Raw genomic sequence first — 21456 nt, forward strand, 5'->3', positions numbered from 1 at the left:
GCATGCGTATTCCACTTTCCTGGTTGCGTGAATTCGCACAGGTCCCAGCCGGTGCCACCGCCGAAGACGTAATGGCTGAACTGGTCAAGGTCGGCCTTGAGGAAGAGGCCGTGCACCGTCCCACCGACACCCTGTCCGGGCCCGTCGTCGTCGGCCAGGTGCTCTCGGTGGTCAAGGAGCCGCAGACCAACGGCAAAACCATCAACTGGTGCCAGGTCCGCGTTGTCCCCGAAGGCCAGCCCCAGACGCTGACCACCGAGGGCATCGACCCGTCGGGGGTGCAGGGCATCGTCTGCGGCGCCCACAACTTCGTCGAGGGTGACAAGGTGGTGGTCACCCTGCCGGGCGCCGTATTGCCCGGCGACTTCCACATCGCCGCCCGCAAAACCTACGGCCACGTCTCCGCCGGCATGATCGCTTCGGTGCGTGAACTTGGCATCGGCGACGATCACGACGGCATCCTGGTGCTCTCCACCCTCGGACTCGACCCGGAGGTGGGCTCCGATGCCATGGACCTGCTGGGTCTCTACGACCAGGCCGCCGAAATCAACGTCACCCCGGACCGCAGCTACTGCTTCTCGATCCGCGGCGTTGCCCGTGAGTACGCCCATGCCACCGGGACCGCTTTCACCGACCCCGCAGCCCAGGTCACCGCGCCCGCGGCACTGTCCGGTGGGTACCCGGTCACCATCAGCGACGAGTCGCCGATCTACGGCAACCCGGGCTGTGACAGGTTCGTCGCCCGCACCGTCCGCAACGTAGATGCGAGCCGTCCCACGCCGCCGTGGCTGGCGTCCCGGCTCCGGCTCGCCGGGATCCGTTCCATTTCCCTGCCCGTCGACATTTCCAACTATGTGATGCTCGAACTGGGTCAGCCCATTCACTGCTACGACCAGGACAAGCTCTCCGGCGGCATCGTCGTCCGGCGGGCAACGCCGGGGGAGACGCTCAAAACCCTCGACGACAAGGTCCGCAAGCTCGACGTCGAAGACCTCCTGATTGCCGACGGTTCAGGCGCCATCGGCATCGCCGGTGTCATGGGTGGCGCCGACACGGAGGTGTCCGACTCGACCGGCACGGTGCTGGTCGAGGCGGCCCACTTCGATGAAGTGTCGATCGCGCGATCACGCCGCCGCCACAAGCTGCCGTCCGAGGCCTCCAAGCGGTTCGAGCGTGGGGTGGACTGGCAGGTTGCCGGCATCGCCGCCCAGCGCGTGGTGGACTTGCTGGTCGAACTCGCCGGTGGCACCGCCGACGACGCCGGAACCGAGGTGGGCACTCAGCCCGACGCCGTCGTCATCGACCTGCCTGCTGGTTACGCGGCCAGCCGGATCGGCATCGACTTCACCGACGAGCAGATCACCGGGGCCCTCACCGATTTGGGGGCCGTAGTGGAAGCGCACGACGGCGGTCACACCGTCACGGCGCCCAGCTGGCGGCAGGACCTGCAGATCAAGGACGACCTCACCGAGGAAATCGCCCGGCTGGTGGGCTACGACAAGATCCCGTCGCGGCTTCCCGTGGCACCTCCCGGCAGCGGCCTGTCCCGCGTCCAGGTGCAGCGCCGCCGCGTGCTGCAGGCGCTGGCCGACTCGGGCCTCACCGAGGTGCTCTCCTACCCGTTCGTGTCGCTGGACAGCAACAACACCTTCGGGTCCGCCGACGCGACGGAACAGCCCGCCATCAAGCTGGCCAACCCCTTGAGCGCCGAACTGGGCTACCTGCGCCGCTCGGTGCTGCCCGGACTGATCGAAGTCGCCAAACGGAACCATTCACGTGGCTTCCGGGATCTGGCCCTGTACGAGGCGGGCCTGGTATTCCTGCCACAGGACGCCGTCGGCAGTCGTGACATTCCGCCGTTAGGTGTCCGCCCTTCCGAGGACATCCTGGACGGCCTCTATGACGGACTGCCCGACCAGCCGTTGACCATCGCTGCTGTCTTCACCGGCAACGACTCACCGGCAGGCGCCAACCATCAGCCACGCCCGTGGGACTGGGCGGATGCCCTGGACACGGTCCGGCTGATGGCCGACGTCGTCGGCGTCGACCTTGAGGTGACGCAGGGGGAGCACCAGGTGTTCCATCCCGGTCGCACGGCACGCATTTCGCTGCGCACCGGTGAACTGCTCGGCTATGCCGGCGAACTTCACCCGAAGCTTCTTGCCGCCCTAGACCTGCCAGCCCGCACCGTGGCGCTGGAAATCAACGCCGACCTGCTGTTCGACGCCGCTCCGGATGTAATTGTCGCGAAGCACCTCTCGACCTTCCCTGCCACCACCCAGGATGTGGCACTGGTGGTCGACGGCGGGCTGCCGGCCGACGTCGTGCTGTCGACCCTGCGCGAAGGCGCGGGGGAGCTCCTTGAGGACGTGCACCTGTTTGACGTGTACGACGGCGCGGGAATCGAGGACGGGCGCAAGTCGTTGGCCTTCGCCCTGCGGTTCAGGGCACCGGACCGGACCCTGACCGCCGACCAGGCCAGCGGCGCCCGCGACGCAGCGGTCCACCTGGCGGCCGAACGCCACGGAGCCGTCCAGCGCTAGCCCGTTCCGGGCGGTCCGGTCGCGGTTCCGGACCGCCCGGACTGCCCACGGGTCACGGGCAGTCAATCCGGGTGCTAGGGAACGAGCAGCACTTTTCCGGTGGTTTTGCGTGCCTCCAGGTCTTCGTGCGCCTGCGCAGCGGCTTCCAGGGGATAGGTTGCGCCAATCCTGACCTTCAGCGAGCCGTCCACGACGGCGGCGAACAGCTCCGAGGAGCGCCAGCGCCGTTCCTCAACGGTCAGCAGGTGATCGAGCAGTTTCGGCCGGGTGAGATGAACCGACCCCGCGGACGCCAGCCGCTGCGGGTCGAACGCCGGAACCGGCCCCGACGCAGCGCCGAACAGCACCAGCGTGCCGCGCTTCCGTAGCGACGCCAACGACCCGTCAAAGGTGGCCCGGCCCACGCCGTCGTACACGACATCCACTCCGACGCCGTTGGTGAGCTCCCGCACGGCGGTGTCGAAGCCCTCATATCGGAGCACTTCATCTGCTCCGGCTTCCCGGGCCAGCGCATCCTTGGCGTCGGTGGAGACCGTGGTGATCACCCGGGCACCCCTGGCCTTGAGCAGTTGGATGAGGAGCAGGCCCACGCCTCCCGCACCGGCATGCGTCAAGACCGTCTGGCCCAGCTGAACGGTGAAGGTGGTATTGATCAAGTAGTGCGCGGTCATGCCCTGCAACGGAAGCGCTGCTGCCGTTTCGAGGCTGATGCCCTCGGGCACCGGCAGGGCCTTGTCGGCTTCCACCAGGGTGAACTCGGCGTAGGTGCCCTTCCCTTCGGCGAAGGCCACCCGGTCGCCGACGGCGAAGCCGGACGCCTCCGGGCCCAGCGCCACCACCTCGCCGGCGGCCTCGGCGCCCGGGGTGAAGGGATAGCCCACCGGGTAGTAGCCGCTGCGCTGATAGGTTTCGATGTAGTTGACGCCTGCCGCGGCCACCCGCACCAGGAGCTCGGAGCCCGCTGGTGTGGGCCGATCCACCTCGGTCACCTTGAGTACTTCGGGCCCTCCGGCTTGCTGGATAACAATGGCTGTTGGCATCGAGGCTCCTTTGTTGGCGTGCTGTGTTTCCATGCTAGAACGACCGGGTCTCCTCGCAGCACCTCGTGCATATTTATGTGGACCTCTGTATATTCCTGTTGTACTGTTGGGTCATGACTATTTCAGTGGCGGTTTCGGGTGCCAGCGGCTACGCCGGCGGTGAGTTGCTCCGCCTGCTCGCCTCCCATCCTTCGGTGACCATCGGTGCGATCACTGCCCACAGCAGTGCAGGATCGCGCCTCGGTGAACTTCAACCACACCTGCACTCGCTGAGCAACCGCCTGATTGAAGAGACCACAGTGGAAAACCTCGCTGGCCATGACGTGGTTTTCCTCGCCCTGCCTCACGGCGCCAGCGCCGATATCGCCGCCCAGCTACCCGACACCACCCTCGTGATCGATGCCGGCGCCGACCACCGCCTCTCCGACCCGGCTGCCTGGGAAAAGTTCTATGGCTCCGCCCACGCCGGCACCTGGCCGTACGGCCTCCCTGAGCTGCCCGACCACCGCGAACTCCTGCGCTCCGCCCGCCGGGTCGCCGTCCCGGGCTGTTACCCCACCAGTTCGCTGCTGGCGCTCACCCCGGGGTTCGCGGCCGGGCTGCTGCAGCCCGACGACGTCGTTATCGTTGCAGCGTCGGGCACCTCCGGCGCGGGCAAAGCGGTCAAGCCGCACCTGCTGGGGTCCGAGGTGATGGGGGGAATGAGCCCGTACGGAGTCGGTGGCGCACACCGGCACACCCCCGAGATTGAGCAGGGGCTGTCCCTCGCCGCCGGGCAGCAGGTCCAGGTGTCCTTCACCCCGACCCTCGCACCGATGGCCCGCGGCATTCTCACCACCGCCACCGCCAAGGTGATGCCCGGAACCACTGCCGAACAGCTGCGGGATGCCTGGACCGCAGCGTACGACGACGAACCCTTCGTCACCGTGTTACCGGAAGGCCACTGGCCGGCCACGAAGGCCGTGCTCGGCTCCAACTACGCCAACCTCCAGCTGGCGTTCGACGAACACGCCGGGCGCGTGATTGTCACCTGCGTGATCGACAACCTCACCAAGGGCACCGCCGGCGGGGCCATCCAATCCATGAACATTGCCCTGGGACTCCCGGAGACCGCTGGGCTCACCTTGCAGGGAGTAGCACCATGAGCATCACCGCACCGGCCGGATTCCGCGCCGCAGGCACTGCCGCCGGACTCAAATCCTCGGGCAAGCCCGATGTCGCGGTCGTTGTCAACGACGGACCCCTGCAGCACGCAGCGGCAGTGTTTACCTCCAACCGGGTTGCCGCCGCACCCGTGCAGTGGTCCCGTCAGGTGGTTTCCGACGGGCGGGTCGATGCAGTGGTCCTCAACTCCGGGGGAGCGAACGCCTGCACCGGGGCCGTTGGCTTCCAGAACACTCACGCCACCGCCGAGTACGTCGCCGACGCGCTGGGGGTCTCCTCGGGTGACGTTTTCATCTGCTCCACCGGGCTGATCGGGGAACAGCTCCCCATGGACAAGCTGCTGCCAGGCGTCAGCGACGCCGTCGCCCAACTGTCCACCGCCGGCGGGCAGGCCGCAGCCGAAGCCATCATGACCACCGATTCGGTGCCAAAGAACGCGAGGCACCCGGCTTCAGTCGACGCCCCCAGCGAGGGATACTCCATCGGCGGGATGGCGAAGGGCGCCGGAATGCTCGCCCCCGGTCTGGCCACCATGCTGGTGGTACTCACCACCGACGCTGTTGTCGATCCCGCACAGCTGGCCACGGCCCTGCGCGCGGCCACTCGAGTGACCTTCGACCGGACCGACTCGGACGGGTGCATGTCCACCAACGACACGGTGGTCCTGCTCGCGTCGGGCGCCAGCGGGGTCACCCCCGACCTGCAGGAGTTCGAGGGAGCGCTCACCGGGGTCTGCCATTCACTGGCCCAGCAGCTGATCAAGGACGCCGAAGGTGCCAGCCACGACATCGCCATCACCGCCGTCAACGCGGCCAGCGAGAAGGACGCCGAAACGGTGTGCCGATCGGTGGCCCGCTCAAACCTCTTCAAGACGGCCATCTTCGGCAACGACCCCAACTGGGGCCGGGTGCTGGCAGCGGTCGGCACCACCGACGCGGCCTTCGAACCGGACCAGTTGAACGTCACCATGAACGGGGTGCAGATCTGCCGCAACGGCGGCATCGGCGATTCACGGGACCTGGTGGACCTCACGGGCCGCGAGGTCACGGTCGAGATTGATCTCAACGCCGGGACCGAGACCGCGACCATCTGGACCAACGACCTCACGCACGAATACGTGCACGAAAACTCGGCGTACTCGTCGTAACGGTTGCCCGCCGCGGCAGCTTAGAACAGAAGGACACCATGAATTCAGTCATTGCCGCACAGGACAAGGCAGAGACCCTCATCGAAGCGCTGCCGTGGATCCAACGGTTTGCTGGCACCACGATGGTGATCAAATACGGCGGCAACGCCATGGTCAACGAGGACCTGCGCCGCGCCTTCGCCGAGGACATCGTCTTCCTCCACCACGTCGGAATCCGCCCGGTCGTCGTCCATGGCGGCGGACCGCAGATCAGCTCCATGCTGCAACGGCTCGGCATGGAGTCCGAATTCAAGGGCGGCCTGCGGGTCACCACCCCCGCCACCATGGACGTGGTCCGGATGGTGCTCACCGGTCAGGTGGGCCGCGAGCTGGTCGGTCTCATCAACTCCCATGGCCCCTACGCCGTCGGACTCTCCGGTGAGGACGGCGGCCTCCTGCAAGCCACCCGCACCGGCACCGTCGTCGACGGCGTCGAGGTGGACCTCGGCCTGGTCGGCGAGGTGGTCGGCGTGAACCCGGCCGCCATCCTCGACATCCTTGAGGCCGGCCGGATCCCAGTGATTTCAACGGTCGCCCCGGAGATTGACGACGACGGCGAGGGCACCAACCAGGTCCTCAACGTCAACGCCGATACCGCCGCGGCGGCCCTGGCCCAGGCCCTGAACGCCTCCAAACTGGTGATCCTCACGGACGTCGAGGGGCTGTACGCCAACTGGCCCGACAGGTCCTCGTTGATCTCTTCCCTCACCGCTGGCCAGCTGCGCGCCATGCTGCCGCAGCTCGAGTCGGGCATGATTCCGAAAATGACCGCGTGCCTCGCCGCCATCGACGGCGGAGTGGAGCGCGCGCACATCGTCGACGGCAGGCTGGCCCACTCCATGCTGCTGGAAACCTTCACCACCGCCGGAATCGGCACCCAGGTGGTACCGGACGAGGACGGATCATGACTGATCTCAACCACACGGAACAGCTCGCCGAAGTGCTCGACCAGCAGGCCTCGGGTGCTGACTGGCTGGCGCGTTACAGCTCCTCGCTGCTCGGCGTCTTCGGCACCCCGCAGCGGGTTCTGGTCCGCGGCAACGGTTGCACCGTCTGGGATGCCGACGGCAACCAGTACCTCGACCTGCTCGGCGGTATCGCCGTCAACGCTCTGGGCCACGCCCACCCGTTCGTCACCTCGGTGATCTCCAGCCAGCTCGCCACCCTGGGTCATGTGTCCAATTTCTTTACCAGCCCCACCCAGATTGCCCTGGCCGAAAAACTGCTGCAGCTCTCGGCGGCGCCCGCCGGGTCGAAGGCTTTTTTCACCAACTCAGGCACCGAGGCGGTGGAGGCAGCCTTCAAGCTGGCGCGCCGCAACAGCACCCCAGCGGCGGACGGCAAACCCGCACGCACCCGGATCCTGGCCCTGGACGGCGCCTTCCACGGCCGCACCATGGGGGCGCTCGCGCTGACCGCGAAGCAGGCCTACCGTGAGCCGTTCGAACCGCTCCCCGGCGGCGTCGAACATCTGCCGTTCGGCAGCATCGAGGCGCTGGTGAACGCGGTCGACGAGACCGTTGCAGCGGTCATCCTCGAACCCATCCAGGGGGAGGCTGGCGTCCGTCCGCTCCCTCCCGGGTATCTGCAGGCCGCCCGTGAGGTCACCACCCGAGCTGGCGCGCTGTTGATCCTCGACGAGGTCCAGACCGGGATCGGCCGCACCGGGTCCTGGTTTGCCCATCAGCCCAGCGGCATCGTGCCGGATGCCATGACGCTTGCCAAGGGACTCGGCGGCGGGTTCCCTATTGGTGCCCTGATCACGTTCGGCGCTGCGGTGTCATCCCTGTTCACCCCCGGCCAGCATGGCACCACCTTCGGGGGGAATCCCGTCGCGACGGCCGCAGCGTTGGCTACCCTGCACACCATCGAGGCCACCGACCTCCTCGGCCACGCGCACGACGTCGGAGCCTGGCTCCGCGCCGAGCTTGCCACTGTCGAGCTGGTCACCGAGGTCCGCGGTGAAGGGCTGCTGATCGGATTCGACCTGACCGGTGACTACGCCGCTGCGGCCGTGACCGAAGCACTACTCCAGGGCTTCATCATCAACGCTCCCACACCGCACACGCTGCGCCTGGCACCACCGCTGATCCTCACCAGAGAGCAGGCTGCCACCTTCACCGCCGCGCTGCCCGGCATCCTGAATATCGCAAAGGAACGTACCCCATGACCCGCCACTTCCTGGTCGACACCGACCTGACCCAGGCCGAGCAGACCGAAGTCCTCGACCTTGCCGCCGAGCTCAAGCGTGCCCCGTATTCGCGCAGCACCTACGCCGGCCTGGATCCAGACGGAGCAGCCACTGCGGGACGTCAAACCGTCGCGGTCATCTTCGACAAAACGTCCACCCGCACCCGCGTCTCCTTTGCCACCGGCATCGCCGACCTCGGCGGGGTCCCACTGATCATCGGGGCGGGGGAGTCGCAGCTGGGCCACAAGGAATCCATTACCGATACCGCCAAGGTGCTCGAACGGATGGTTTCCACCATCGTCTGGCGCACCTACGCACAGGCCGGGCTGGAAGAGATGGCCGCGGCGTCGAAGGTCCCGGTGATCAACGCGCTGTCCGATGACTACCACCCGTGCCAGCTTCTCGCTGACCTGTTGACCATCCGCGAACACAAGGGCACCCTGGCGGGGCTGAGCCTCGCGTACCTGGGCGATGCTGCCAATAACATGGCCAACTCCTACCTGCTCGCGGGGGTCACCGCTGGCATGCACGTCCGGATCGCCGGCCCCGAGGGGCACCTTCCCCAGCAGTCGGTGATCGATCAGGCCACTGCCCGGGCTGCCGAGACGGGTGGGTCGGTGCTGGTCACCACCGACCCTGCCACCGCGCTTGCCGACGCCGACGTCGTCGCCACCGACACCTGGATCTCTATGGGCCAGGAACCGGACAGCGCGGGAGCCAAGGACGCAACCTTTGAGCTGTTCAGCAGCTACGGGGTGGATGCGGCCGCGATGGCGCACGCCGCCCCCGACGCCGTCGTACTCCACTGCCTGCCCGCGTACCGTGGTTACGAGATTGCCGCCGATGTCATCGACGGCCCCCAATCGGTGGTCTGGGACGAGGCCGAAAACCGGCTGCACGCCCAGAAGGCCTTGATGGTCTGGCTGATGGACCGACGATGACCTCCCTCCAGCCCACCACCAAGACCGCCCGCCAGGCGAGGATCCGGGCGATCCTCACCGGGCAGTCGGTCCGGTCCCAGGCAGAACTGGCTGCTCTCCTGGCCGACGACGGCGTCCTGGTCACCCAGGCGACCCTCTCCCGCGACCTGGTGGAGCTCGGTGCGGTGCGGGTCCGTGCCGGCGAGGGTACCCTCGTTTACGCGGTGCCCGCCGAAGGCGGCGGGCGGACGCCGCAGAGCGGGGTCACCCAGGAAATCCTCGATTCCCGGCTGTCCCGGCTGTGCTCGGAGTTACTCGTCACTGCTGAGGCGTCGGGAAACCTGGTCGTCTTGCGGACCCCGCCGGGGGCCGCGAACTTCCTGGCCCTGGCAATCGACCACTCGGTGATGCCCTCGGTCCTGGGGAGCATCGCCGGCGACGACACGATTATGCTGGTGACCCGCGACCCGGCGGGCGGGCCGGACGTGGCGGAGCGCTTCCGCCAGTTTGCGCAGGACCCGATGAGCAAACCCCTGTCCTGACCATTTCTTGCCTCTTTCAGACAAAACCAACCTCAACACCCTAGGAGCACAACCCATGACTGAACGCATTGTCCTCGCCTACTCCGGCGGACTCGACACCTCAGTAGCCATCGGCTGGATCGCCGAAGCGACCGGCGCCGAGGTCATCGCCGTCGCCGTCGACGTTGGACAGGGCGGTGAATCCTTGGAGGAGATTCGCCAGCGTGCCCTCGACTGCGGCGCCGTCGAAGCCTACGTGGCTGACGCCCGCGACGAGTTCGCCAACGACTACTGCATGCCAGCGCTGAAGGCCAACGCCCTGTACATGGACGCCTACCCGCTGGTCTCGGCGGTCTCCCGCCCGGTTATCGTCAAGCACCTGGTGGCGGCCGCCCGTGAATTCGGCGCCACCACGGTGGCCCACGGCTGCACCGGCAAGGGCAACGACCAGGTGCGTTTCGAGGTGGGCATCCAGACCCTCGGCCCGGACCTGCGCTGCATCGCCCCCGTGCGTGACCTGGCCCTGACCCGGGACAAGGCCATCACCTTCGCGGAGGAGCACAACCTGCCCATCCAGACCACCAAGAAGAACCCGTTCTCGATCGACCAGAACGTCTGGGGTCGCGCCGTCGAGACCGGTTTCCTCGAGGACATCTGGAACGGCCCGTCGAAGGACGTCTACGAGTACACCGATTCGCCCGAGTTTTCCCCGGCCGCCGACGAGGTGACCATCACCTTCCGTGAGGGCATCCCCGTCGCCATCGACGGCGTTGCAGTCACCCCCCTGCAGGCCATCGAACAGCTGAACCGCCGTGCCGGCGCCCAGGGCGTGGGCCGGATCGACATCGTGGAGGACCGCCTGGTCGGCATCAAGAGCCGCGAAATCTATGAGGCGCCCGGCGCCATGGCCCTGATCGCCGCGCACCGCGAGCTGGAAAACGTCACGGTGGAACGCGAGCAGGCCCGGTTCAAGAAGACCGTCGGCCAGCGCTGGACCGAGCTGGTCTACGACGGCCAGTGGTTCTCCCCGCTGAAGCGCTCCCTTGACACGTTCATCGACGACACCCAGAAATACGTTTCCGGGGACATCCGGATGGACCTCCACGGCGGCCGCGCCACGGTCACCGGCCGCAAGTCCGAGACCTCGCTGTACGACTTCAACCTGGCCACCTATGACACCGGCGACACCTTCGACCAGTCAATGGCCCGCGGCTTCATCGAGATCTTCGGTCTGTCCTCCAAGGTGGCCTCCGGCCGCGACGAGCGGGCGGGTCAGTAGCGATGGCGGGAGCCTCCACCAACGAGGGAGCCCTCTGGGGCGGCCGGTTCGACGGCGGACCCGCCGACGCGCTGGCCGCCCTGAGCAAGTCGACCCACTTCGACTGGCGCCTGGCCGTGTATGACATTGCCGGGTCCCGGGCGCACGCCCGGGTCCTGCACCGGGCGGGCCTGCTCGACGACGACGAACTCACCGGCATGCTCGCCGCCCTCGACGCCCTCGACGACGACGTCCGCTCCGGCGCGTACACGCCCGCCGCATCGGACGAGGACGTGCACGGGTCGCTGGAACGTGGCCTGATCGAACGTGCCGGCGTCCAGCTGGGCGGCAAGCTCCGCGCTGGCCGCTCCCGCAATGACCAGGTCGCCACCCTGGGGCGCATGTATCTGCGGGACCACGCCCGGATCGTCGGGGCCGGGGTGCTGGCCACCATTGAAGCGCTGGTACAACAGGCCGAGGACCATCTGAGGGTTCCGATGCCGGGCCGCACCCACCTGCAGCATGCCCAGCCCGTGCTTTTGAGCCATCACCTGCTCGCCCATGCCTGGGCGCTGCTGCGCGATGTGCAGCGGCTTCAGGACTGGGACAAACGGGCGGCCGTGTCGCCCTATGGCTCCGGCGCCCTCGCGGGATCCTCGCTGGGGCTGGACCCGCAGGCTGTCGCGGCGGAGCTGGGTTTCGCCTCGGCGACCCATAACTCGATCGACGGGACGGCGGCGCGGGATGTCTACGCCGAGTTCGCGTGGATCGCCTCAATGATCGGGGTGGACCTGTCCCGGATCAGCGAGGAGGTGATCCTGTGGGCCACGAAGGAGTTCTCCTTCGTCACCCTGCATGACTCCTATTCCACCGGGTCATCGATCATGCCGCAGAAGAAGAACCCCGACGTCGCTGAACTGGCGCGGGGCAAAGCGGGCCGCCTGATCGGCAACCTCACGGGGCTGCTCGCCACCCTCAAAGGGCTGCCGCTGGCCTACAACCGTGACCTCCAGGAGGACAAGGAACCGGTCTTCGACGCGACCGACACGCTGGAAGTGCTGCTCCCAGCAGTCTCCGGCATGATCGCCACGTTGACGTTCAACACCGAACGGATGGCGTCCCTCGCACCCCAGGGTTTCGCGTTGGCGACCGACGTAGCCGAATGGCTGGTCCGGCAGGGGGTCCCCTTCCGGGAAGCCCACGAACTCTCCGGTGCAGCCGTCCGGCTGGCCGAGGGCCGTGGCGTGGAGCTGTGGGACCTCAGTGACGCGGATTATGCGTCCATTTCGCAGCACCTCACCCCGGGTGTCCGCGAGGTCCTCACGGTCGAGGGTTCCCTGAACAGCCGAGACTCCCAGGGCGGCACGGCCCCGGTGGCGGTGCAGCGCCAGCTGCAGGCCCTCCGGCAGGAGCTGGCAGGCGTTGCCAGCTTCCTGACTGACGTGCGGGGTACGCTCTAGGACAGGATCTAGTGCAGCCGCCCGTCGACCGGGCCAGACGATAAGGACCCACAGTGATTGAGCATCTCATCCGCGAAGTATCAGCCGGGCTCGCCGTTGCCGGTGAGGACCTGAAGGCCACAGTGAAGGGGATCGACGACAGTTCGTTCGGCGAACCTACCGCGTTGCCCGGCTGGTCGCGGGCCCACGTGGTCGCGCACGCGGAGGGAATCTCGCGCGCCATGCAGCGGCAGGTCGAGCATGCGACGCAGGGCAACCTGATCGAGCTGTACGACGGCGGGTACGAGGGCCGGGTCCAGGCCATCGAGGCCAGGGCCCAGCGCCCGGCCGCCGAGCAGAAGGAAGCACTGGTGGCGGCGGTTGACGCCGCCGTCGGCGCGTTCGAGAACGCCCGCGACCAGTGGGAGGCAAAAGTCTCCTTCCGGAATGGGACTGTCTACGACGCGGCCCTGGCGCTGTGGCGGGAGCTGGTGATCCACGCGTCCGACCTCGATGCCGGCACCACCACCCGGGATTGGAGCGACCGCTTCTGCCATTACCTCATCGATTTCCTTGCAGCCCGCGTCCCACAGGGAACTGTCCTGAAGCTGCAGCCGATGGGCGAGGAAGCGATCACAGTCCAGGCGCCCGGTTCCGACGACACCTCGGAGGCCGCCCACACCGTCGTCGTGACCGGCGCATTGCAGGACATCGCCGCGTGGCTTGCGGGTCGCGAACCCGTCGGTGGTCTGGAAGCCACTGATGCGGCCGAAGACGCCGACACAGTTGACCTGCCGGAGCTGGGACCCTGGCCGGCAGCGGTCTCGCCCCAGTAACACCCTTCCGGAACGGTAGGTGCCTGCTGTAGGTTGGGAGCATCCTGTCCCAGGAGGCAGCATGGAATCCCAACTCACCGGCGAGTTGCAGCGCGAATCGGCGTCCCACCGTGCCGAGCCGCTGGGCCGTGTTGAACGGTTGAGGGACGGGTATGTGCTGGCGTTCGACCGGCAGTTCGACTACCCGCGCTCCTACATCTGGAACCTTCTCACCGAACCGGCACGGCTCGCCCAGTGGCTTGGGAAGCTGACACCTGGCTGGGAACTCGGAAAGGAATATGCGCTGGATATGGGCGGCGACCCGTCCACCGGCACTGTTCTTCAACTCAACCCGCCCACCAGCCTCCAGGTCACCTGGGACGACAACATGGGGCTCGAATCAATCCTGGAATGGCGGGTTCTTGACTGCGCCGGCGGTGCCCTGCTGCAGTTGCGGGTCCGATCGGAAACCGCAGATTTCCTCACCGAGGGTGCTGCTGGCTGGCAACTCATCCTGGACACCCTCGACGCCATCGCTGCTGGCAGGACGCCCGGCCCGGATGCAGACTGGGCTGCGTTACGGGACGCGTACGCCACCAATACCAGCTCTCCCACACGATGGGTGAACTGGAGATCGCCGACGGGGTCACCATGATCCACTTCGATCGACGCTTCGAGGCGACCCTGCCCAGGGTGAAGGACGCGGTGACCGCGGATCCGTCGCAGCAGCCGCGGGTCGAGCAGGCGGAGGTGGACTTCACGGCCGCCGGCTCTTCCACCATTGTCACCGTCAGACATGTGGTGGAAGACCCCACCGAGACCGCAGCACTGATGGCCCGCTGGCATGCCCATCTTGATGCGGTGGGAGTGGATATCGACGGCGATACCCCTCACATCAGCGTCCGTAAACTGCGAGTGCTTGAGGACTTCTACCGGGCCAACACCGCCGCTGAGTGAGACGCCTCGCGGGCCAACAGGCTGGTCTTGACCGCCAACCCCCACCGGAAGCCGCCGAGGGAGCCATCGGTGCGGATCACCCGATGACACGGTACAAAGAGCGCCGCAGCGTTCTTGGCGCAGGCGCCGGCTGCCGCGCGCACCGCGCCGGCATTGCCCGCCAGCGAGGCGTACTGCGCGTAGGTGACCGGCCGGCCCGGCTCAACAGTGCGCAACATGTCCCACGCATGGCTGCGGAACGGTCCCGACACCTGTTGCACTCTCACCGAGTCGATCGCCGTAATGTCGCCGTCGTAGTACGCGTCGACTGCCGCAGCGATGGGCCCAAGCTCGGCGGGAGCCACCTCACGTGGTGGGTCGGTGGGACGGAGTGTCGGATGGATTTGCCCGGTCAGTTCCGCCAGCTCCGAGGTCCAGCCAGACGCGAGCACAACGCCGCCCTGCTCCAGGATGGTGAACGGACCGTCAGGGGTGAGGACTGTGGTTTGCCGGACCACGGTGGGGGGATCGAGGGTCATGGGGTTGCTGCTTTCACTGGTGGGGTTGCGGGGGTTGCGGGGGTGCGGGTCGCAGGGTGGCTGGCAGCCAGGCGCCAGAGGTGCATGGTGGCGTAGGAGCGCCAGGGGCTGAAGCGTTCCATGGACGCCGAAAGCTGCCGCGGGTGGACCGGTCCGGTCTGTCCCGGGAGGGCGGCCCAACCGGTGCGCAGGGCTGCGTCATTGTCCAGCTGGATATCGGGGGCACCGAGCACGCGCAGTGCCACATAGCCGACGGTCCAGGGCCCAATGCCCGGAAGTGGGAGGAGTTTGCGTTTCAGGTCCGCGACACTGTCCTCCACCCCAAGGTGCAGACGCCCCTCGGCGAGGGCTGCGCTGACCCGCAGAATACTTTCACGACGTCGAGCCGGGCCGGTGAGGAGCTCGGCGCCGCCGTCGGCTAGTTGAGCCGGAGTGGGAAAGAGCCGGTGGAGCGTGCTGGCGCCCGGTTGGGGGACCAGCGTCGACGCGGTACCGAGCGCCGCGAGCCGGTGCAGCGTGCCCCGGGCGGCTTTGACAGAGATTTGCTGACCGATGAGCGCGCGGATCAGAATCTCGTGGGGGTCGGTGGCCCCGGGCAGCCGGATCCCGGGAAGGAGGCGCACCCGGTCGGCGAGCAGCGGGTCGGCGCCCAGGACGCCGTCGACGGCTTGCGGGTCGGCGTCGAGGTCGAATAGCCGGCGAATCCGGGACAACAACACCGGCAGGTCGGGCAACTTCTCCACGGTCACTGTCACAGCCAGCGCAGGCACGCCACTGGGCGCCGTGGTCAGGCGTGCGCTGAACCTGCCCTGTCCTCCCGGCAGCTGCAGCAACCGCTCGTACACCCCATCGGTTGCGTGCTCCACGCCGTCGACCGCTCGGAGCCGCAGGAACTCGAAGATGCCGGGGTCGTAGGGGGCGCGGAGGGGGAGGGTCAGCGCCAGGGTTGAACCAGCCGGGGTGGTACCAGCCGGGCGGCCGGGGGTGTTGTCGCCGGCGGCTTTCGCGCGGCCGCGAAGATCGGAGGGGGTGAGCGCAAACACTTCCTGCACGGTGTCATTGAAGGACCTGATACTGCTGAACCCGGCGGCGAAGGCAATGTCCGAGAACTTCAAGCCGGTAGCCGTGAGCAGTGACCGTGCGGTCTGGGCGCGGGTGGCACGGGCGAGGGCGAGTGGGCCGGCGCCCAACTCCTGATGCAGGATCCGGTTCAACTGGCGGCTTGAATAACCCAGCCGCGCTGCCAGTCCCGTGACGCCGGTCCGGTCCACCTCTCCATCGGAGATCAGCCGCATGGCGCGGGCCGCAGCATCGGAGCGCAGGTTCCAGTCCGGGGTGCCCGGGACCGCCTCTGGGAGACAGCGTTTGCAGGCACGGTACCCGGCCTGGTGCGCGGCCGCCGAGGTCTGGTAGAACCGCACATTGGCGGGCTTGGGGGTTCTCGCTGGGCATGACGGCCGGCAGTAAATTCTCGTTGTCGCCACAGCTGTGACGAACTGGCCGTCAAAACGCGCGTCCCGCGAGTCGATTGCCCGATACTGCTGCCAGAAGTCCATCCACCCATCGTTGCAGGTTGAACCGCCCCTCAGCTAGCGGAAATCGGACATCAGCGTGGGTGGGGTGGCTGCAGGGTTTGCTACCGTCGTGTGCGTGACTGCGACCCCCGACAGAAACCGCCTGGCCCTGCCCGCCACCCAGGTCGCGCCCCTGCTGCTGGGGAGCACCCTGACCCACGACGACGACACCGGCCGCGTTGCCGTCCGCATCACCGAGGTGGAGGCCTATCTTGGTGCCGACGACCCGGGATCGCACGCGTTCCGCGGACAGACGGCCCGGAACACCACCATGTTCGGTAACCCCGGCCACCTCTATGTCTACTTCACCTACGGTATGCACTACTGCGCCAATGTGGTCTGCGGCGAGGCAGGTCAGGCAACCGGGTTGCTGCTGCGGGCAGGGGAAATCGTCGAGGGGCTCGATGTTGCCCGGGAACGGCGGAAGTCTCCACGACACGACGTCGACCTGGCCCGCGGACCAGCCCGCCTGGCTCAGGCGCTCGGACTGAACCGGAAACTTGACGGCGCCGACCTGTTTGCGGCGCCCCTCACCCTGACCCTGCCTGCGGCACCGGTGGACCCGGACCTCGTGTCGAGTGGCCCCCGCGTCGGAGTCGCCGGCGTGGGCGGGGGCAGTGAATATCCCTGGCGGTACTGGCTCACCGACGACCCCACCGTGTCGCGGTACCGCGCGGCGAAGCCCCGTATACCCCGTACAGTTAACGGGTGAATAATTCAGTGCCCACAATCTCCGGGACGACAGCTCAGGACTATGTTGAACAACTCTGCCTGACCGTTCAGGACTTTCCCCGGCCGGGAATCAGCTTCCGCGATCTCACCCCGGTGTTTAGCGATGGACCCGCATTCCGTGCCGTCATCGATGACCTGGTCAAACCCTTCACCGGCACCTTCGACCTCGTCGCAGGGATTGAGGCACGCGGATTCCTGCTGGCCGCCGCCGTCGCCTACGCGACCGGCACCGGAGTGTTGGCGGTCCGCAAACCCGGAAAGCTGCCCCGGCCGGTCCTCTCCGAGTCCTACAGCCTCGAGTATGGGGAGGCAAAGCTGGAGATCCATCAGGACGACGTCGCCCCGGGGACGCGGGTGCTGGTGCTCGACGACGTGCTGGCCACCGGGGGCACCCTGGCCGCGGCGACCGCCCTGTTCGAATCGTGCGGAGCCGAGGTTGTCGGTTGCGCGGTGGTCCTGGAACTCACCGGGTTGCAGGGACGGCTGAAAGTCCAGCAGTACCCAGTGCACACGGTGGTGGCCTCATAGGATTCACCGATCATGCCAAAAGTGCCAGCTGCACTGTAGAATTGACGGTCTGCCTTTGGCGAGAGGGAAACGCATAATGCATCACACATCCACGGCCCGTAACGAACTCGACCATGAGCGCGGCTACGTGGCGGGACTCTACCAACGGCTCGATGAACTCCGTGACGAGAAGCGCGGGCAGCTGGCAGAGGTGCGCCGTTCCCTGTCGGCCGGCTCCCACCAGAACCGGTCCGAACGCGACGCTTTCGCCACGATGTACGAGGATCGGCTGGCCCAGCTCAACGCCGTCGACGACCGGCTCGTCTTTGGCCGGCTGGACCTTGACGACGGGGATGAGCGGTACATCGGCAGGATCGGGTTGTCCACCGAGGACCTGCAACAGCTGATGGTCGACTGGCGTGCACCCGAAGCCGGTACCTTCTACCAGGCGACCGCTTTCGAGCGAATGGGCGTTCGTCGTCGTCGTCACCTGATTCTGTCCCGACGGAACGTCCTTGCCATTGAAGATGATGTGCTGGATGCAGCCCTCCTGACCGAAGATGAATCACTCCAGGGTGAGGGTGCGCTGCTCGCCGCCCTCAATTCCAAGCGCACCGGACAAATGTCCGACATCGTCGGAACCATCCAGGCCGAACAGGACCGGGTGATTCGGGCGCCGCTGCAGGGCGTCGTCGTCGTACAGGGTGGCCCGGGAACCGGCAAGACAGCTGTTGCGCTCCACCGCGCCGCCTACCTGCTCTACACGCACCGTGAACGGCTGAAGTCGGCTGGCGTCCTCCTGGTGGGACCCACCAACGCGTTCATGAAATACATTGAGCGGGTGCTCCCGTCGCTGGGTGAAACCGGCGTGGTGATGGCGAGCATCGGCAGCCTGATGCCCGGCATCACTGCCATACAGGAGCCCACCGAGGAAGCAGCAGAGATCAAGGGCCGTCTGGAGATGGTCGAGGTGCTGAAGCGAGCCCTGGCGAACCGCCAACGGGTCCCCGACCAGGACAAGCGTCTCAATGTCGAGGGAACCATCCTGACCCTTTCCCCCCGGCAGGTGCGCAAGGCACGCGACCGCGCCCGGGCCACCGGGAAACCCCATAACGAAGCCCGGGTGACGTTCGTCAAGATCCTCCTGCGCGAGCTGACCGAACAACTCACCGAGCAGCTTGAGGAATCGTCGGGCGCCGGCAATACCGCTGACCGGTCCTACCTGGCAGAAGACGTGCGCAGTTCGCGCGACGTCCGGATCGCGTTGAACCTGGCCTGGATGCCGCTGACCCCAGAGAAATTCGTCGCTGAACTATTGACCAAGCCCGGCATCCTTGCCGCTGCAGCTCCTGGCTTCAGCGACGCGGAGGTGGGCCACCTCACCCGACCAGCAGGTGCACCCTGGACCGAAGCCGACGTGGCGTTGCTGGACGAGGCAGCCGAACTGCTCGGCGACCTCGATCCCTCAGCGGGTCGGGACACAGCGGCCCGGGACCAGGAGCGTCGCCGCGACCTGGCAAACGCCGAACGAACCCTCGAGAATGTCAACGAGTCGCTGGCGGATTCAGGGGTCGATGGTGTGCTCAGCGCTGAAGACCTTGCGGACCACAATGCAGTCACCGAAGCCCGGCTGAGCGCAGCTGAACGCGCCTCAGTCGACCGGACATGGGCGTTTGGCCACATTGTGGTCGACGAGGCCCAGGAACTATCCCCCATGCAGTGGCGGGTGCTGATGCGCCGCTGCCCCCTGAAATCGTTCACCATTGTGGGTGATATTGCCCAGACCAGTTCGGCCGCGGGCTCCAATTCATGGCAGCAGGCGCTTGAACCGTTCGTGGGGGAGCGGTGGCAGCTCGAAGAGCTCACCGTCAACTACCGCACACCGGCGCAGATTGCCGAGGCGGCGGCCCGGATGGCCAATGCCGCGGGCCTGGTGGTCTCGGCACCCAAGGCTGTCCGAGAAGGCCGGTGGGCCCCGATCGTAGACCGGGTTCCTGAACTGATTCCGGCGCTCCTGCAGGCTCTTCCCGAAGAACTCAGTGCGGTGGAGGGCGGGTTGCTCGCCATCATTGCCCCCGAGCGGCTTCTGGCGGAGGTGCGGTCCGCTCTGACCGGAGTCTACGGTCAGCGGATCGGCTTCGGTGCGGGCAGCATGGGTCAGGACATTGTGGTCACGAGTCCCCGGGAGGCGAAGGGGCTGGAGTTCGACGGCGTCGTGGTGCTGGAACCAGCAGAAATGCTCGACCCACGGTCCATCCGTGTCGGCGACCTGTACGTGTCGATGACGCGACCTACCCAGCGACTGCGCCTGATTGCCACGGGCGAAATACCGGCGGGCATCGAGGACTGATAATTTAGAGTCTGTGTCCCAGCAAATAGAAACCACAGACCACGGCCTCGCCGAACTCCTGAACGCCCAGCGCAACGACCCAGCTTTCGCCAATGTGTGGCAGGAACTGAAGTGGCGTGGACTGATTCATGTGTCCACCGACGAGGAAGCGCTCGAAAAAGCCCTTGCGGGGGACCCGGTGACTTTCTACTGTGGTTTCGACCCGACTGCACCGAGCCTACACCTCGGACACCTGGTGCAGCTCCTCACCATGCGCCGGCTGCAGCTCGCCGGCCATCGTGCGCTCGGCCTGGTTGGGGGGTCCACCGGTTTGATCGGTGACCCGCGACCCACCTCCGAACGGACACTCAACACTCCTGAAACGGTGGCGGAGTGGGTCGAGAAGCTGCGGGGACAGGTCGAGAAATACCTCGATTTCACCGGGTCCAATCCTGCCCGGATGGTCAACAACCTCGACTGGACGGCACCGCTGAGTGCTATTGATTTCCTGCGTGAAATCGGGAAGCACTACCGGGTGGGCACCATGCTCGCCAAGGACGCCGTCAGTGCGCGGCTGAATTCCGACGCCGGGATCAGCTACACCGAGTTCAGCTACCAGATTCTGCAGGGCCTGGATTTCCTGGAGCTCTACCGCAGCTACGGTTGCACCCTGCAGACGGGCGGCTCAGACCAGTGGGGCAACCTGACCAGCGGCACGGACCTGATCAGGCGTGCCGAGGGGAAGAGCGTCCACGCTATCGGGACGCCGCTGATTACCAACTCGGATGGCACCAAGTTCGGCAAGAGCGAGGGCAACGCCATCTGGATCGATGCCCAGCTGACCAGCCCGTACGCCTTTTACCAGTTCTGGCTCAACACCGCCGACGCTGATGTGGTGGGAAGGCTGAAGGTGTTCACGTTCAAATCCCGTGAGGAAATCGAAGAGTTGGGCCGCGCTGCCGACGAACGGCCGCACTTGCGGGAGGCGCAACGCGCGCTTGCCTTCGAGGTGAACTCGTTGGTGCATGGCGTGGACGCAACGGAGAAGGTCATTGCCGCGTCCGCAGCGCTTTTCGGTCAGGGTGAACTGTCGGAACTCGACGAGACCACCCTGTCGTCGGCAATTGCCGAGTTACCCACTGCCACTGTGTCGACTGCTGGTCTGGGGATTATTGATCTGTTGGTGGCCAGCGGGCTGTCGGCAAGTAACTCAGCCGCACGACGCACCGTCTCGGAAGGGGGTGCCTACGTGAACAACACCAAAGTCCAGGATCCTGACACTGTTGTGGGCCCCGAATCGCTCCTGCATGGGCGGTACCTGGTCCTTCGCCGGGGCAAACGGACGCTCGCCACTGTGGACGTCGCACCCGCCTAAACCACCTGGTTCAGGCGTGCAGCAGGACGATTTGCGTGCACTCAGATCCACGTGTAATGTTTCATGAGTTGCCGCCACTGAGTGGCAACCACCCCCTTCGAAAATTTACAGGTAGCTCCGGCGTGTGCTTTGCACAGAAGCCAGAATTACCTCAACTTTTCGTCGGCTCATTCGGTTGTTTTTGCCGAAATCCGGAAATAACGCGGATTTGACAAAGAGAATGCGGATGGAATAACTTTAGATAAGTCGCAGCGAGGAAATGTAAATAGAAAGATTATTTACAGATAATACGAATTGCGCCTGTTATTTGAGAACTCAATAGTGTGCCATGTTTGTTGATACCGATTGTTTTATTGATTGGTTGAATTTGGCTGCATGACATCACCC

At 66.3% G+C, this 21456-nt stretch carries 19 protein-coding genes; 16 read left to right on the top strand and 3 right to left on the bottom strand.

The features are described 5' to 3' along the window. Positions 1 to 2: 2 nt before the first annotated feature. Complete coding sequence (gene pheT / locus DDA93_RS11075) at positions 3 to 2543, top strand: phenylalanine--tRNA ligase subunit beta (RefSeq protein WP_116778814.1); 2541 nt, start codon at positions 3 to 5, stop codon at positions 2541 to 2543. Between the two features lie 74 nt (positions 2544 to 2617). Here the strand turns inward: pheT and DDA93_RS11080 are convergent, their stop codons facing one another. Next, entirely contained in the window at positions 2618 to 3583 is a 966-nt protein-coding gene (locus DDA93_RS11080; protein ID WP_116778830.1) for a quinone oxidoreductase, read from the bottom strand. A gap of 113 nt (positions 3584 to 3696) precedes the next feature. Between DDA93_RS11080 and argC the strand changes: the two genes are divergently transcribed. The 11 genes from argC to DDA93_RS11135 all read left to right on the top strand — a co-directional run bounded on the left by argC (position 3697) and on the right by DDA93_RS11135 (position 14034). Then, complete coding sequence (gene argC, locus DDA93_RS11085) at positions 3697 to 4728, top strand: N-acetyl-gamma-glutamyl-phosphate reductase (protein WP_116778815.1); 1032 nt, start codon at positions 3697 to 3699, stop codon at positions 4726 to 4728. Then, the gene (gene argJ, locus DDA93_RS11090; RefSeq protein WP_024476439.1) at positions 4725 to 5894 is read left to right on the top strand and encodes a bifunctional glutamate N-acetyltransferase/amino-acid acetyltransferase ArgJ; all 1170 of its coding nucleotides are present in this window, start codon (positions 4725 to 4727) and stop codon (positions 5892 to 5894) included. Before argC ends, argJ begins: the two co-directional genes overlap by 4 nt. A 38-nt stretch (positions 5895 to 5932) precedes the next feature. After that, positions 5933 to 6841 carry an acetylglutamate kinase gene (argB, locus tag DDA93_RS11095; protein WP_116778816.1) on the top strand — a complete coding sequence of 303 codons (909 nt, stop codon included), beginning with the start codon at positions 5933 to 5935 and terminating at the stop codon, positions 6839 to 6841. Continuing rightward, positions 6838 to 8103 carry an acetylornithine transaminase gene (locus DDA93_RS11100; protein ID WP_116778817.1) on the top strand — a complete coding sequence of 422 codons (1266 nt, stop codon included), beginning with the start codon at positions 6838 to 6840 and terminating at the stop codon, positions 8101 to 8103. The genes argB and DDA93_RS11100 overlap by 4 nt, the downstream gene beginning before the upstream one ends. Further along, positions 8100 to 9065, top strand: a complete 966-nt coding sequence (argF, locus tag DDA93_RS11105) for an ornithine carbamoyltransferase (RefSeq protein ID WP_116778818.1) — start codon at positions 8100 to 8102, stop codon at positions 9063 to 9065. The genes DDA93_RS11100 and argF overlap by 4 nt, the downstream gene beginning before the upstream one ends. Then, positions 9062 to 9586 carry an arginine repressor gene (locus DDA93_RS11110; RefSeq protein WP_019483395.1) on the top strand — a complete coding sequence of 175 codons (525 nt, stop codon included), beginning with the start codon at positions 9062 to 9064 and terminating at the stop codon, positions 9584 to 9586. Before argF ends, DDA93_RS11110 begins: the two co-directional genes overlap by 4 nt. Positions 9587 to 9641: 55 nt before the next feature. Next, the gene (locus DDA93_RS11115) at positions 9642 to 10844 is read left to right on the top strand and encodes an argininosuccinate synthase (RefSeq protein ID WP_019483394.1); all 1203 of its coding nucleotides are present in this window, start codon (positions 9642 to 9644) and stop codon (positions 10842 to 10844) included. A gap of 2 nt (positions 10845 to 10846) precedes the next feature. Then, positions 10847 to 12283, top strand: a complete 1437-nt coding sequence (gene argH, locus DDA93_RS11120; RefSeq protein ID WP_019483393.1) for an argininosuccinate lyase — start codon at positions 10847 to 10849, stop codon at positions 12281 to 12283. 53 nt (positions 12284 to 12336) lie between these two features. Continuing rightward, positions 12337 to 13098 (top strand): maleylpyruvate isomerase family mycothiol-dependent enzyme, encoded by a 762-nt coding sequence (locus DDA93_RS11125; RefSeq protein ID WP_019483392.1) that lies wholly within the window; start codon positions 12337 to 12339, stop codon positions 13096 to 13098. Between the two features lie 61 nt (positions 13099 to 13159). Further along, positions 13160 to 13732, top strand: coding sequence for an SRPBCC domain-containing protein (locus tag DDA93_RS11130; protein ID WP_116778819.1), 573 nt, complete (start codon positions 13160 to 13162; stop codon positions 13730 to 13732). Continuing rightward, on the top strand, positions 13696 to 14034 hold the full coding sequence (locus tag DDA93_RS11135) for a hypothetical protein (RefSeq protein ID WP_165802623.1): 339 nt from the start codon (positions 13696 to 13698) through the stop codon (positions 14032 to 14034). Before DDA93_RS11130 ends, DDA93_RS11135 begins: the two co-directional genes overlap by 37 nt. Here DDA93_RS11135 and DDA93_RS11140 read toward each other — a convergent pair. Both DDA93_RS11140 and DDA93_RS11145 read right to left on the bottom strand, forming a co-directional pair. Then, positions 14007 to 14552, bottom strand: a complete 546-nt coding sequence (locus tag DDA93_RS11140) for a methylated-DNA--[protein]-cysteine S-methyltransferase (protein ID WP_116778821.1) — start codon at positions 14550 to 14552, stop codon at positions 14007 to 14009. The genes DDA93_RS11135 and DDA93_RS11140 overlap by 28 nt on opposite strands. Next, positions 14549 to 16108, bottom strand: a complete 1560-nt coding sequence (locus DDA93_RS11145) for an AlkA N-terminal domain-containing protein (protein WP_116778822.1) — start codon at positions 16106 to 16108, stop codon at positions 14549 to 14551. The genes DDA93_RS11140 and DDA93_RS11145 overlap by 4 nt, the downstream gene beginning before the upstream one ends. Before the next feature lie 94 nt (positions 16109 to 16202). On the opposite strand from DDA93_RS11145, the gene DDA93_RS11150 reads away from it, so the two are divergent. The 4 genes from DDA93_RS11150 (at position 16203) to tyrS (ending at position 21069) form a co-directional block, all read left to right on the top strand. Beyond that, on the top strand, positions 16203 to 16838 hold the full coding sequence (locus tag DDA93_RS11150) for a DNA-3-methyladenine glycosylase (RefSeq protein ID WP_243400603.1): 636 nt from the start codon (positions 16203 to 16205) through the stop codon (positions 16836 to 16838). Then, positions 16835 to 17386, top strand: coding sequence for an adenine phosphoribosyltransferase (locus tag DDA93_RS11155; protein ID WP_237742115.1), 552 nt, complete (start codon positions 16835 to 16837; stop codon positions 17384 to 17386). The genes DDA93_RS11150 and DDA93_RS11155 overlap by 4 nt, the downstream gene beginning before the upstream one ends. Before the next feature lie 76 nt (positions 17387 to 17462). Then, positions 17463 to 19715, top strand: coding sequence for a UvrD-helicase domain-containing protein (locus DDA93_RS11160; RefSeq protein WP_024476451.1), 2253 nt, complete (start codon positions 17463 to 17465; stop codon positions 19713 to 19715). A gap of 13 nt (positions 19716 to 19728) precedes the next feature. Next, a complete protein-coding gene (gene tyrS, locus DDA93_RS11165; protein ID WP_279325272.1) occupies positions 19729 to 21069 on the top strand; it encodes a tyrosine--tRNA ligase in 1341 nt (446 codons plus the stop codon). Positions 21070 to 21456 lie beyond the last annotated feature (387 nt).

The organism is Arthrobacter sp. Bz4 (assembly GCF_003075455.1).
Taxonomy (GTDB): Bacteria; Actinomycetota; Actinomycetes; order Actinomycetales; family Micrococcaceae; genus Arthrobacter_D.

What these genes read in the sequence shown, in the direction of transcription:
- pheT (WP_116778814.1), top strand. Translation starts at nt 3, where the DNA reads ATGCGTATTCCACTTTCCTGGTTGCGTGAATTCGCACAGGTCCCAGCC.
- DDA93_RS11080 (WP_116778830.1), bottom strand. Translation starts at nt 3,583, where the DNA reads ATGCCAACAGCCATTGTTATCCAGCAAGCCGGAGGGCCCGAAGTACTC.
- argC (WP_116778815.1), top strand. Translation starts at nt 3,697, where the DNA reads ATGACTATTTCAGTGGCGGTTTCGGGTGCCAGCGGCTACGCCGGCGGT.
- argJ (WP_024476439.1), top strand. Translation starts at nt 4,725, where the DNA reads ATGAGCATCACCGCACCGGCCGGATTCCGCGCCGCAGGCACTGCCGCC.
- argB (WP_116778816.1), top strand. Translation starts at nt 5,933, where the DNA reads ATGAATTCAGTCATTGCCGCACAGGACAAGGCAGAGACCCTCATCGAA.
- DDA93_RS11100 (WP_116778817.1), top strand. Translation starts at nt 6,838, where the DNA reads ATGACTGATCTCAACCACACGGAACAGCTCGCCGAAGTGCTCGACCAG.
- argF (WP_116778818.1), top strand. Translation starts at nt 8,100, where the DNA reads ATGACCCGCCACTTCCTGGTCGACACCGACCTGACCCAGGCCGAGCAG.
- DDA93_RS11110 (WP_019483395.1), top strand. Translation starts at nt 9,062, where the DNA reads ATGACCTCCCTCCAGCCCACCACCAAGACCGCCCGCCAGGCGAGGATC.
- DDA93_RS11115 (WP_019483394.1), top strand. Translation starts at nt 9,642, where the DNA reads ATGACTGAACGCATTGTCCTCGCCTACTCCGGCGGACTCGACACCTCA.
- argH (WP_019483393.1), top strand. Translation starts at nt 10,847, where the DNA reads ATGGCGGGAGCCTCCACCAACGAGGGAGCCCTCTGGGGCGGCCGGTTC.
- DDA93_RS11130 (WP_116778819.1), top strand. Translation starts at nt 13,160, where the DNA reads ATGGAATCCCAACTCACCGGCGAGTTGCAGCGCGAATCGGCGTCCCAC.
- DDA93_RS11135 (WP_165802623.1), top strand. Translation starts at nt 13,696, where the DNA reads ATGGGTGAACTGGAGATCGCCGACGGGGTCACCATGATCCACTTCGAT.
- DDA93_RS11140 (WP_116778821.1), bottom strand. Translation starts at nt 14,552, where the DNA reads ATGACCCTCGATCCCCCCACCGTGGTCCGGCAAACCACAGTCCTCACC.
- DDA93_RS11145 (WP_116778822.1), bottom strand. Translation starts at nt 16,108, where the DNA reads ATGGACTTCTGGCAGCAGTATCGGGCAATCGACTCGCGGGACGCGCGT.
- DDA93_RS11160 (WP_024476451.1), top strand. Translation starts at nt 17,463, where the DNA reads ATGCATCACACATCCACGGCCCGTAACGAACTCGACCATGAGCGCGGC.